Annotated in this window: 16 protein-coding genes and 1 pseudogene; all 17 read left to right on the top strand. The window is 33.2% G+C overall.

The window, feature by feature from the left end:
- The first annotated feature begins 3 nt into the window (after positions 1-3).
- The 17 genes and pseudogenes from AM608_RS03835 to AM608_RS03760 all read left to right on the top strand — a co-directional run bounded on the left by AM608_RS03835 (position 4) and on the right by AM608_RS03760 (position 11730).
- Positions 4-690, top strand: a complete 687-nt coding sequence (locus AM608_RS03835; RefSeq protein WP_157466243.1) for a hypothetical protein — start codon at positions 4-6, stop codon at positions 688-690.
- 75 nt (positions 691-765) lie between these two features.
- A complete protein-coding gene (gene imm40 / locus AM608_RS03830; protein ID WP_053580822.1) occupies positions 766-1134 on the top strand; it encodes an Imm40 family immunity protein in 369 nt (122 codons plus the stop codon).
- A 21-nt stretch (positions 1135-1155) separates the two neighbouring features.
- Entirely contained in the window at positions 1156-1401 is a 246-nt protein-coding gene (locus tag AM608_RS03825; RefSeq protein ID WP_053580821.1) for a hypothetical protein, read from the top strand.
- Between the two features lie 27 nt (positions 1402-1428).
- The gene (imm40, locus tag AM608_RS11505) at positions 1429-2319 is read left to right on the top strand and encodes an Imm40 family immunity protein (RefSeq protein WP_253273512.1); all 891 of its coding nucleotides are present in this window, start codon (positions 1429-1431) and stop codon (positions 2317-2319) included.
- Between the two features lie 114 nt (positions 2320-2433).
- Complete coding sequence (locus AM608_RS03815; RefSeq protein ID WP_253273511.1) at positions 2434-2838, top strand: hypothetical protein; 405 nt, start codon at positions 2434-2436, stop codon at positions 2836-2838.
- 7 nt (positions 2839-2845) lie between these two features.
- Positions 2846-3082 carry an Imm40 family immunity protein gene (locus AM608_RS12430; RefSeq protein ID WP_253273510.1) on the top strand — a complete coding sequence of 79 codons (237 nt, stop codon included), beginning with the start codon at positions 2846-2848 and terminating at the stop codon, positions 3080-3082.
- A gap of 173 nt (positions 3083-3255) precedes the next feature.
- The gene (locus AM608_RS12425) at positions 3256-4764 is read left to right on the top strand and encodes an RHS repeat domain-containing protein (RefSeq protein WP_253273509.1); all 1509 of its coding nucleotides are present in this window, start codon (positions 3256-3258) and stop codon (positions 4762-4764) included.
- Positions 4761-5057, top strand: coding sequence for a hypothetical protein (locus AM608_RS03800; RefSeq protein WP_053580820.1), 297 nt, complete (start codon positions 4761-4763; stop codon positions 5055-5057). The genes AM608_RS12425 and AM608_RS03800 overlap by 4 nt, the downstream gene beginning before the upstream one ends.
- Entirely contained in the window at positions 5054-5389 is a 336-nt protein-coding gene (locus tag AM608_RS03795; RefSeq protein WP_053580819.1) for a hypothetical protein, read from the top strand. Before AM608_RS03800 ends, AM608_RS03795 begins: the two co-directional genes overlap by 4 nt.
- 162 nt (positions 5390-5551) lie before the next feature.
- Positions 5552-6838 (top strand): RHS repeat domain-containing protein, encoded by a 1287-nt coding sequence (locus AM608_RS12420; RefSeq protein ID WP_253273508.1) that lies wholly within the window; start codon positions 5552-5554, stop codon positions 6836-6838.
- Entirely contained in the window at positions 6835-7272 is a 438-nt protein-coding gene (locus tag AM608_RS03785; protein WP_053580818.1) for a hypothetical protein, read from the top strand. The genes AM608_RS12420 and AM608_RS03785 overlap by 4 nt, the downstream gene beginning before the upstream one ends.
- Positions 7273-7373: 101 nt before the next feature.
- Positions 7374-8381 carry an RHS repeat-associated core domain-containing protein gene (locus AM608_RS03780; protein WP_253273507.1) on the top strand — a complete coding sequence of 336 codons (1008 nt, stop codon included), beginning with the start codon at positions 7374-7376 and terminating at the stop codon, positions 8379-8381.
- A gap of 23 nt (positions 8382-8404) precedes the next feature.
- Entirely contained in the window at positions 8405-8935 is a 531-nt protein-coding gene (locus AM608_RS03775) for a DUF2247 family protein (RefSeq protein WP_053581826.1), read from the top strand.
- 151 nt (positions 8936-9086) lie between these two features.
- A pseudogene (locus tag AM608_RS12415) lies at positions 9087-9155 on the top strand (hypothetical protein); the annotation flags it as partial.
- A gap of 39 nt (positions 9156-9194) precedes the next feature.
- Positions 9195-10181 (top strand): hypothetical protein, encoded by a 987-nt coding sequence (locus tag AM608_RS12410; RefSeq protein WP_253273536.1) that lies wholly within the window; start codon positions 9195-9197, stop codon positions 10179-10181.
- Positions 10182-10192: 11 nt separating this feature from the next.
- Positions 10193-10663, top strand: a complete 471-nt coding sequence (locus tag AM608_RS03765) for a hypothetical protein (RefSeq protein ID WP_053580816.1) — start codon at positions 10193-10195, stop codon at positions 10661-10663.
- Positions 10664-10716: 53 nt separating this feature from the next.
- A complete protein-coding gene (locus tag AM608_RS03760; RefSeq protein WP_082315815.1) occupies positions 10717-11730 on the top strand; it encodes an RHS repeat-associated core domain-containing protein in 1014 nt (337 codons plus the stop codon).
- Positions 11731-11740 lie beyond the last annotated feature (10 nt).

Raw genomic sequence — 11740 nt, 5'->3', positions numbered from 1 at the left:
AATATGAAAATAAACAAAGAACTCAAGCAAGAAATTAACAAAGAATGGCAAAGTGCTTTCCCCCAGCTAGGAAGATATGCCCAAAATAAACTTTATAAAGTTTTAGGGACTCTTGTTATTGGTATAGAATTGATAAAAGTTCCTTTTATGGAACAATATAGACCTCTTTTTGTTATCTATACTCTGTTTGATAAAGATTTAAACACAAACCTCTCTGAAGAAATATTATTACAAGAGTTTCATAATAAGAAAGGACTTCAGTGTGATATACCTTATCTAAAACACAATGAGTATTTTAAAGAAGCAGTAAGTTGTATTGATAAACAACTTCCAATTTCTTTAGAAGTAGACATACAAATTGATAAAATAAATGTTCTTTTAGAAAGTTATATTAGAAAAGCCCCTTTTAATGGAGGAGCTACTAACTCTTTCAGTTATGCAAAATATCAAGAAATTAAAATGAAAATAGCCTTATATGTGAATAAAGAAAGAGCTCAACAAGTATTTAGAGATATTTATAATGTAAAATGGGATAATAAATCTTTTGAAGAATCTAATTGTTTTATAAATAGTTGGTTAGTCTCTTTGCAAGAAGTGATAGATAGTAGAGATACTTTTCTAAGACAAATTGAAATCAACAAACAAAGTAAAAAGATTTTAAAATTACCTTATTCAGAGATTGTTTTATAGCTATAAAAAGAATTTGGAAAATATTTGTGAAGACTTTAAATTACCGTTAGATAATGTGATAATAATAGTTTTGTTATGAAATTAACAGATAAATTAATAGCACTACTAAAAAAAGGAGCTCCTGTATATGGAACAATACAAAAATCTTTTTCAAAGAATGATGCCTTAGAGATTTTAGAAGAGTGTCTAAAGAGTAGAATTGCTGTTTTGGGAGGAGATGTAGTCAATATTAATAATAATGGCTATTTTGAATATAATTATGATAATTGGAGTTATAATAGAAAGAAAGGAGAAAGCGAGGTAGATTACGTATTAAGAAGTATAGAAAAAGCCATTAAATATATATCTAATTATAAACTAAATAATGTTTATTTTTGTATCTCATTTGATATAAAAGACAGTAATACAAATAAATATTTCTTTTTTAAGGATATAACTTTATAATTAGAAAAAATATAACCCAATATGATAACATCAGGAAAAAATAGAATAGCCTTAGAGGCATTACACCAACTTATAATACGTGTAAAAATTAGAACAGGGTATAAAGAACCTTATGAAGAAACTTTTAACCTTTTAGATGAGATTGAATACCTTCCTGTCTTGATGTTAGATGAAAAAGACAGAACTCAAGAGTTTGAAGAATATTTGAAAGAAATATGTGAAAAATATAGTTTTATGCCTATATGGTATAGATATCAAAAAGGATAGCATACACTGTTTTTCTAAGATAACATTATGGAGATAACAAGAGGTATCAGTATATTTAATTGCAATAGTAATGAAGAGCACGATAGGATAGTCTATCAGTTAAGAGAAGAGGATAAGAATATAATTTTTTTCAATGTAGGCACGCCCTTTTCCATAAGGACATATGATTATTTTAAGAAGAAAAAATTAAAGACTAACAATTGTTTTTTAGCTTTTATCTATAAGATTTTTTATAGATTTATTCCTGATGTTAAAACGGTAAAGGAACTTGATAATTATTCTGATGGTCCTAACCGATATTTTATGGTTGTAAAAGATTTGATAAGTAATAAAAATAAAAAGTATGTTTTAGGATTAACGGCTCTTAGTTATGGTACAATAGATGAAATAGTGAGCTATCTTATAAAAAACAAAGCAGAGTATAAAGTGCTATTAATCAATATAGAGTATTCTTTAAAAGAAACCGTTTATTATCCTAATGTAACTGTTGAACAAGCACTGTCTATTTCCAAAAATAATCTTATCACAAGAGGAAAAGAAATACAAAGACAAAAAAAAAGAATTGTTGAACTAACAAATGAATTAAATGATATATTGAGCAAAGGAACTCTTGTGTATGGCACAACAGAAAAAGCTTTTTCAAAAGAAGAAACTTTAGACATTTTAAATAGATGTTTAAGATTGAAGATTACAGTTCTTGGAGGTGCAGTAGTTGAATACAAAGACGGGTATTTTGAGCATAATTATGATAGTTGGAACTGTAAAAAGAAAAAGAAAGAAGCTATTATTGATTATACTTTAAGAAGCATACAGACAGCTTTTAAGTACGTCTCCGAGTACAAAAAAAATGATGCTTATTTTGTTCTTAATGTAAAAGATGATAATTTCATCAATAAATATCTTTTTTTCGATGATTAACTTTGTAACCTACCGCTAACTAAGCAGTCGAGACATATTCTTAGGAATGTATTGATAAGTGGCACTAGTAATGCAGCTTCTGGTTTTGTTGTCTCAGGAGGAGCTTCTTATATAATGAATGGAGATGTAGATCAAGCTTTTAAAGATGGCTTAAGAGGGAGTGGATATAGTTTAACTTTAGGAACTATTTCTGGATTTGTGCAAGGATTTCAATATGCAAGAGGATATGATGTAAATCCTCGGACAGGGAAGAGAAATGACTTTTTTGAGGGGACTTGGTACTCTAATAAAGTATTAGGACAGATGTCTAATACTTCTGATGCTTTTCATAGTTTTCCTGAGAATATAAAAGCCTTTCAAATGGACGGGGTTGTAACTCCTCTAAAAGGAAATGATGGTATTATAAGACCAATACTAAAAATTCCAGGAAGCTATAGAGGAAGAGAAGGATATTTTGAATTTATAAGAGAACGTGATGGAATGATTAATCATAGATTATTCCGCCAAATTAAGAATTAATAAACAAATGAATTTAACTGATAAATTAATCACAGTACTAAAAAGAGGAACTCCTGTATACGGAACAATACAAAAATCTTTTTCGAAAAAAGACGCCTTAGAGATTTTAGAAGAATGCCTAAAACTAAAAATTACAGTTTTTGGAGGAGATGTAGTAGAGTATAAAAATAATTATTTTGAACATAATTATGACAATTGGAGTTGCGAAAGAAAAAAAATGAGTCTGATGCTGATTATGCTTTGAGAAGTGCTAAAAGAGCTATTAAATACATTTTAGAGTACAAAAAGGATAATGCTTATTTTATTCTTGTACTTAATGTAAAAGATGAAAATATTAAACAACATCTTTTTTTTAATGAGATGATTTTGTAACCTACCACTAACTAAGCGGGCGAGATATATTTAGAAAAACACTCTTTGCCTATTGTAAGGTATAACGCTTTTAAAGCTCCGGAGCAGATATACGTAAAGGACAAAGAGCGAATAAGCTATGAATACAACGCCTTTGGCGAGCGTTCACATTGCTATTACGGCAATGCCGAAGTAGAAAAAGCCAAACGCCCACTGTTAAAACACTACAGCCACGACGGTAGTACAGAAATTGTATGTAACAAGACCGATAACAGCACCAAGTTTGTATTTTACTTAGGAGGTAATGCCTATAGTGCCCCTGCGATACTCATTTCGGACGGTGAAGCGCAAAAGCTCTATTACTTACATAGAGATTACTTAGGCTCTATAGTAATGCTCACCGATGAAGACGGCAATATAGCCGAGCGCAGACACTTTGACCCTTGGGGACAACCCATAAAAGTAGAAGATGGAGCGGGAAAAGTGTTACAAGGTTTAACTTTATTAGATAGAGGCTTTACGGGACACGAGCACCTGCAAACCGTAGGCTTTATACATATGAACGGACGGTTGTACGACCCAGCCTTACACCGTTTCTTACAACCCGATAACTATGTACAAGACCCTTTTAATACTCAAAATTTTAACAGGTATGGGTATTGCTTGAACAACCCGCTGGTGTATGTAGATGAGAATGGGGAGTTTCTATGGGCAGCAGTTATCATTGGGGCAATATTTGGAGCTTATACAGGAGGAACTTTAGCTAATAATGGTGAAGCAAACCCCTTGAAATGGAATTTCTCCGATAATTGGGGGTATATAATAGGAGGAACCATTGTAGGAGCTATTAGTGGGTATATAGGAGGTTCCTTAGCTGGTTTACAGATACCTATGGCTAATACTATTGGCATAGCAGGAGGTTCATTAGTAAATACAGTTGGTACTTGGGCTTATACAGAAGGTAAAACAGAAATAAGTATTAGTTTTGGAGCAGCTTCTTTTAATTTTAATAGAGGTAGTTTTGGTTATCTTTTTAAGAAAGGTAATTCTACTATTGAGAATATAGGATATGGATTGGGAGCAATGGCAAATTTAGCAGATTTAGGAGAAACAGGTAAACTACTACTGAATACTGAAAAGAAAGATATAATTAATCATTCTGCTATATTAGATGAAAATGGAAATGTTATTATTTCAGAAGGGCCTGGTAAGAATTGGATTGAACCTAAAGGAAGCGTTGATCATTATCTAAATAGAACTCTAGGTGGAAGTGGCGCAACTAATAGATACCCTGTACTTGGAGAAAATGTAACAATTAATAAAGTAAATTTAACTGCTATTAAAACCTATGGAAAAGTACTTGATTTCTTAACAAAAAATGGAGATGGTATATTGCCTTATAGTTTTGTGTATAGTTCTTGTTCTACACATACAGGATTGGCATTGAACTTAGCAGGGATACCAACTCTATTCATACATCCTTATACTGTTCAAGGTTCAGTATGGTTATGGAATAAAAGTATAACCCCTTCGATTATTAATAATTCTTATCATTTACAAAATCAAAGAAAATGAAATATTTCAAGTATATTATATTTATGAGTATATTCTCATTCTCTTGTTTTTCAAATAGAGGAAGAGAAAAATGTGAAGTTAGAAGAATTTTGAGTTCTAAAGAAAATAATCATATTTACTATATTCACATTTTATTTAACCATTGTATTTCTCAAGAAGAACGGAAAGCTCTTGCATTGAAAGAAATAAAACTGATATATGCTTCTTCTTTTAAAAATGATAATGTAATTCATATAGAAGAATATTTAGGCAAAATGTATAATGAATATAAATATGAAATTAAAGTCAAATGAATAAGAAAAATTTATTTTTAATATTACTTTCTTTTTTCTATCTTTGTGTAGGTGCGCAAAGTAAAGACACAATTTATACTCAAAATGCAGGAGAAATCGCTATATTAGGTAAGAGAGTTGCTTATGTTTATAAAGGAGAACAAATTTCAGAGGATAAAGTAGAAGAATTAAAACAAAGAGAAACATTTTTCTATCCTTTGCGTTTTATATTGATAGCAACTGATTTTGAAAACCGTAAAAAATATGATTATGTTTTCTATGTATACAATACACATCAAGTACGGGTACCAAATGATGAAAGAAAAAAAGAAATGTTAAGAATAATAAAATAATAAAATTTATTTTCTTTTGAATACAACGCCTTTGGCGAACGTTCGCACTGCTATTACGGCAATGCCGAAGTAGAGAAAGCTAAACACCCACTGCTAAAACACTACAGCCACGACGGTAGTGTAGAGATAGTATGTAACAAAACCGATAACAGCGCCAAGTTTGTGTTTTACTTAGGCGGTGATGCCTATAGTGCTCCTGCTATACTCATTTCGGACGGTGAAGCGCAAAAACTCTATTACTTACATAGAGATTACTTAGGCTCTATAGTAATGCTCACCGATGAAGAGGGTAACATTGCAGAAAGACGACATTTTGACCCTTGGGGACAAGTGGTAAAAGTGGAAGATGGAGCGGGAAAAGTGTTACAAGGTTTAACTTTATTAGATAGAGGCTTTACAGGGCACGAACACCTGCAAACGGTAGGACTTATCCATATGAACGGGCGGTTATACGACCCAGCGCTACACCGCTTCTTACAACCCGACAACTTTGTACAAGATCTTTTTAACACTCAGAATTTTAATAGGTATGGATATTGTTTGAATAACCCGCTGGTGTATGTGGATAAGAATGGAGAGTTTTTATGGGCAGCAGTTATCATTGGAGCAATATTTGGAGCTTATACAGGAGGAACTTTAGCTAATAATGGTGAAGCAAACCCCTTGAAATGGAATTTCTCCGATAATTGGGGGTATATAATAGGAGGAACTATTGTAGGAGCTATTAGTGGGTATATAGGAGGTTCCTTAGCTGGTTTACAGATACCTATGGCTAATACTATTGGCATAGCAGGAGGTTCATTAGTAAATTCTATTGGTACATGGGGATATACAGAAGGTAAAACAGAGATAAGTATTAGTTTTGGAGCAGCTTCTTTTAATTTTAATAGAGGTAGTTTTGGTTATCTTTTTAAGAAAGGTAATTCTACTATGGAGAATATAGGGTATGGATTTGGTGCATTAGCAAATATAACAGATGTTGTATCTCTTTTTGGAGGAGGAGAGAATGTAAGCGTTAATTCAGCTAGTACAAAAGATGATGATTGGTGGGGACATAGTTCTATAACAGATAAAGATGGTAATACTCTAGTATCTGTAGGTCCTGATTCTCCTGTTGAGAAAGGTGCTGGTCTAACGCAAACTTGGAAAAATTCAGTTAAAGGAGCAGATACTAATTGGTCTACTTATTTTGGTGAAGAGGGAACTTGGCAGGTGTCTCTAAATAATATTAGTAAAAACGCAGTAAGTAATTATGCTTCAAAAATTACTCGTTGGGATTTACTATTCAATAGTTGTGTAGGTCACACATCAAGAGCTCTATGGTCAGCAGGGGTTCCAAACGTTTATCTTTTTCACCCCCATATGTTAAATCTACAGCTAAGTATATATAAAATGGGAATATTAGCAAGCCCTTATATTTATACAACACCTAATAAAATAAAAAGATGAAATATATTATGATTATAGTTCTATCTCTTATAAAAATTGATGCTTTTGCTCAACAAATAAGAGATTTTAATGACATTTCCCAAGAGATATTAGTTAACTTGGATAAGATGGGAAGAGATAAAGAAATTGCATTAAATAATTATGAAGCAGAGTATCTTAATAAAATTTTCGAGAACAGCAGAGAACACTTTGACTTTACAAATAAGAAAGTTGTTTTTATTTATGCACATATAGGAGTCAAAAGTAAGAAACACTTTTTCTCAGAACAAAGAAAAAGATTTTTAATGAAAAGTACTATATCTTCTTGTTCTCTATTTATACTTGATAAAAAACAAAGTGAAACTAATAAGTACGATGCCATAATAGCTTGTTGGTTTAAAATTCGCCCTGACCTAGAAAAGCTCATAAAAAGAATAGAAAAGAATAACTTGTAAGATATTAAAAAGACGGGGCAGGTAATACCTTAGACAAACTCACCCTATTAGATAGAGGTTTTACGGGACACGAGCACCTGCAAACGGTAGGCTTGGTACATATGAACGGACGGTTGTACGACCCAGCCTTACACCGTTTCTTACAACCCGATAACTATGTACAAGACCCTTTTAACACGCAGAACTTTAACAGGTATGGGTACTGCTTGAATAACCCACTAGTGTATGTAGATGAGAATGGAGAGTTTATTATAACAGCTCTCATAGTAGGGGCTATAATAGGAGCTTATATAGGGGGTTCTCAAGCCAATGGTACCTATAATCCTTTGAAATGGGATTTTAACAATGTTGAAACTTGGGGAGGAATAGTAGGAGGAGGTATAATAGGATGCCTTTCTGGAGGTGTAGCAGCTTATGCAGGAGGGTTAGTTGCAGCAGGATTAGCCACCTATGGAATTACGGGAGGAGTTATAGGAGGAGCAGTAGTAGGAGCCACAAGCGGATTAGTAGGAGGCTTTATGAGTGGAGGCTTTATGTCTCAACTACCTGGAGGAAATGGTAAGTTTTGGGAAAGTGCAGGTTGGGGGGCTTTATCCGGTTTTATAGGTGGAGCCGTAATAGGAGGAGCCACAGGAGCTCTTACCACCCCTAAAGGACATAATATTTGGACAGGACGAGAAATACAACCTGTTCAAACCTTAGAAGGAGCTCCTATTAAAATAAACCTTGAAGCTAATGATTTAGATGGTTTAAGTTTACAAGATGCCAAACTTCAAATAAAGCAAGCTATTTCTGATAATGGAGGCCCTATACGATATAAATCAGACTATTTTAAGGTTGATGGACTTGATGCAACGCATAATTGGAATAGAGAAACTATTGAAATTGTTGCAGATCACGGAAAAATATTTAATTCTGTAGGAGGAGATGGTAGCAAGCAAATATTAATACAAATGTTAGGAAAAAAATATGGTGTAGATGGCGTTTATGAAATAATAATTAGAGATGGTGTTATTACTCATCAACGTTTTATAGAAAATGGAGTGATAAATGGTATATATAATCAAAAAGGGAGAGGCGTTGGCCCTCCTCCTGCTTGGTGGAAATAAAAATAATTAATAAAGAATTTACTATGATTTTATTTGACAAAGGTTTTATGCTAAACGACTGGAGAGCTGTATATGTAGGATTAAAAAAACATTGGTTTACTCCTGAAGAAGTACTATCTTATTGTGAATATGGCTATATATTATGTAGTGAGGAAATGTTTACTGAGATGTATATGTTATCTGAGCTCTCAGATGAAAATCTTTTAAACATAACAAGGAAGATATACCCTAACCCTATTTGGGAAAAAATTGATGATGATCTTTATGAAAGACGTCAAATAGGAGGTGAAAATTACTATCTTTTTTGGGCAGTGGAAAAATTATCTGAAGTAGTAGCTTTAGATAAAGATAAAAGATATAAGTTAGACGAAGTAGGATTTTTATATGCAAATTTCAATTATCCTGACGATTGGTATTATCTTATATATTATAATCCTCCTAAAAAAAGTAGAAAAATTGGGGTAGAACCTATATATGAAGATATATTGAAATATATAGATGACTCTACAAAGCAATTAATAGAGAGTAAGACTATAGAGCTGAAAAAGGTATAATAGCTGAAAGACACTTTGACCCTTGGGGACAAGTACTAAAAGTAGAAGATGGCGCAGATAATGCTTTAGACAAGCTCACTCTGTTAGACCGAGGCTTTACAGGGCACGAACACCTGCAAACGGTAGGACTTATACATATGAACGGACGGGGTTGTACGACCCAGCGCTACACCGTTTCTTACAACCCGATAACTACGTACAAGACCCTTTTAACACGCAGAACTTTAACAGGTATGGGTACTGCTTGAATAACCCGCTGGTGTATGTAGATGAGAATGGGGAGATTTTTCATTTAATAATAGGAGCTGTTGTAGGAGGAATACTAAATTGGGCTTTCAATGGTGCACGTCTTGATGCTAAAGGACTTGGCTATTTCGCAGTAGGAGCCGTGGCAGGGGCTGTGGGGGCTGGTATAGGTTCTGGAGTGAGTGCTTCATTGGCTGGAGGTACGTTTGCAGGAGGGTTTATGTCAGGAACAGCTGTATCTTCGAGTCTTTTTAGTAGTTTTGCTTCTGGCTTCTCTGCTGGTTTTTCAAGTGGCTTTATAAGTGGAGCAGGAAACTCTTGGATCAATGGGAACTCTTTTTTACAAGGAATTTATTCAGGTGTTAATATGGGAACCACAAGTGGATTTATAGGGGGTGCTATAAATGTCTCATTTAGTGGAATAAGAAATCTTAGACAACTTAGAGCTTTTAGGAAAGGAAATTCTCTATTAGGTATAAATGATAGTAATGAGGCTGTTCCTATGACTGATGATTTTATAAAAAGAGCACAAGAAGCTTGGTATCCAGATGCTCCAACAAATAACCTTCTCAATCATAGTGTTGAAAATGTTCCTACAAAATATATAAATCTGATGAATAAAAATGGCGCAGCAGCGGTAACTATTCCTCAATACTCAAATGGTATCATCACTGGAAATGCTTCTATTTATTATAATACCGGTGGGCAAGCGTTTTCTAGTGCAAAACAACTCTTTTATTGTATGGGACACGAGTTAGTTCATCTATCTCAGTATACTGCATTAGCAGGACAATCTGCAGGAATTGTGACTAAAAATTTTATGGATTTATTAGAATATCATGCTTATAGTTTTGAATTTAGTTTAGGAAGTGGTAATGCAGGAGGATTTAATCAACAAGCCATACGTGAATTATATAGAGAATTTCCAAATTTCTTTAATTCTCTAGGATATATGAGATTTCCTTGGACATTCAATACTAAATTTAGATACCCTTTTTAATCTTTTAAGATATGAAAAAAAAATTACTTATATATATTTTTTTATATTCTACACTAATTTATTCTCAGAAAGATGAGATTCAAATATTAAAAGTTATATTTGAAGAGATAAAATACAATCCTGACAAAGAGTTTCTCCAATGTGAAAAAGAGAAAATATTTTTCTTACGGAAAGATTATGAAAATGAAGTTAATATTCCATTGAATATTTTAGATGAATTCGAAAAAGTAGCAAAAGAAATAGATGAAAAATACTTAGGAAAATGGTGCCTACCTTGTAAATCCCAATTAAAATGGAAAAAAAAACAAAAAAAGGCTTTGGTAAGTATATCTCAACCTATTTTTGATGCAAAAAACAATTATTGTATTGTTTCTGTGATTATCGCAAGAAAAATAGGTAGCGCATCAGGTATGACATATATATTAAAAAGAGTAGAAAATAAATGGAATATTATAGAATATTTAGAACTTTGGATTACATAAAATATTTTTTGAATATATAGTTCAAGCACCTGCAAACGATAGGACTTATACATATGAACGGACGGTTATACGACCCAGCGCTACACCGTTTCTTACAACCCGACAATTATGTACAAGACCCTTTTAACACCCAAAACTTTAATAGGTATGGGTACTGCTTGAATAACCCGCTGGTGTATGTGGACGAGAATGGGGAGTTTATAATAACTGCTCTTATAGTAGGGGCTATAATAGGTGCTTATATAGGAGGTTCTCAAGCCAATGGTACCTATAATCCTTTTAAATGGGACTTTAACAATGTTGAAACTTGGGGAGGAATAGTAGGAGGAGGTATAATAGGATGCCTTTCTGGAGGTGTAGCAGCTTATGCAGGAGGGTTAGTTGCAGCAGGATTAGCCACCTATGGAATTACCGGAGGAGTTATAGGAGGTGCTGTAGTAGGAGCCACAAGTGGACTTGTGGGAGGTTTTATAAGCGGAGGCTTTATGTCTCAACTACCTGGAGGAAATGGTAAGTTTTGGAGTAGTGCAGGTTGGGGAGCTTTATCCGGTTTTATAGGTGGAGCCATATTAGGTGGAGCTACAGGAGCTCTTACCACCCCTAAAGGACATAATATTTGGACAGGAAGAGAAATACAACAACCTGTTCAAACCTTCGAAGGAGCTCCCATAAATATTGATCTTGAAGCTAATAATTTAGATGGTTTAAGTTTGCAGGAAGCAAAAAATCAAATAAAGCAAGCTATTTCTGATAATGGAGGACCAATAAAATATAGAGCCGAATACATAAAAAAAGTTACAGGGCTTGATGTGAATCATAATTGGAATAGAGAAACTATTGAAATAGTTGCAGATCACGGAAAAATATTTAATTCTGTAGGAGGAGATGGTAGTAAACAAATATTAATACAAATGTTAGGAAAAAAATATGGTGTAGATGGTGTTTATGAAATAATAATTAGAGATGGTGTTGTTACTCATCAACGTTTTATACCTGGAGGTGTTATTAATGGAATGTATAATCAAAGTGGAAAGGGAGTTAGTGCTTCCCCAACTTGGTGGAAATAAAAATAATTAA

Origin of the sequence: Capnocytophaga sp. oral taxon 323, assembly GCF_001278825.1 — a bacterium.
GTDB lineage: Bacteria > Bacteroidota > Bacteroidia > Flavobacteriales > Flavobacteriaceae > Capnocytophaga > Capnocytophaga ochracea.
The sequence above is the reverse complement of the archived record's forward strand: the minus strand, read 5'-3'. Positions and strand labels throughout refer to the sequence as shown.

Excerpts from the sequence above, each read along its gene's own strand:
- AM608_RS03760 (WP_082315815.1), top strand. The coding sequence starts at position 10,717 with ATGAACGGACGGTTATACGACCCAGCGCTACACCGTTTCTTACAACCC.
- AM608_RS03785 (WP_053580818.1), top strand. The coding sequence starts at position 6,835 with ATGAAATATATTATGATTATAGTTCTATCTCTTATAAAAATTGATGCT.
- AM608_RS03800 (WP_053580820.1), top strand. The coding sequence starts at position 4,761 with ATGAAATATTTCAAGTATATTATATTTATGAGTATATTCTCATTCTCT.
- imm40 (WP_253273512.1), top strand. The coding sequence starts at position 1,429 with ATGGAGATAACAAGAGGTATCAGTATATTTAATTGCAATAGTAATGAA.
- AM608_RS03775 (WP_053581826.1), top strand. The coding sequence starts at position 8,405 with ATGATTTTATTTGACAAAGGTTTTATGCTAAACGACTGGAGAGCTGTA.
- AM608_RS03780 (WP_253273507.1), top strand. The coding sequence starts at position 7,374 with ATGAACGGACGGTTGTACGACCCAGCCTTACACCGTTTCTTACAACCC.
- AM608_RS12430 (WP_253273510.1), top strand. The coding sequence starts at position 2,846 with ATGAATTTAACTGATAAATTAATCACAGTACTAAAAAGAGGAACTCCT.
- imm40 (WP_053580822.1), top strand. The coding sequence starts at position 766 with ATGAAATTAACAGATAAATTAATAGCACTACTAAAAAAAGGAGCTCCT.
- AM608_RS03765 (WP_053580816.1), top strand. The coding sequence starts at position 10,193 with ATGAAAAAAAAATTACTTATATATATTTTTTTATATTCTACACTAATT.
- AM608_RS03835 (WP_157466243.1), top strand. The coding sequence starts at position 4 with ATGAAAATAAACAAAGAACTCAAGCAAGAAATTAACAAAGAATGGCAA.
- AM608_RS03825 (WP_053580821.1), top strand. The coding sequence starts at position 1,156 with ATGATAACATCAGGAAAAAATAGAATAGCCTTAGAGGCATTACACCAA.
- AM608_RS03815 (WP_253273511.1), top strand. The coding sequence starts at position 2,434 with ATGAATGGAGATGTAGATCAAGCTTTTAAAGATGGCTTAAGAGGGAGT.
- AM608_RS03795 (WP_053580819.1), top strand. The coding sequence starts at position 5,054 with ATGAATAAGAAAAATTTATTTTTAATATTACTTTCTTTTTTCTATCTT.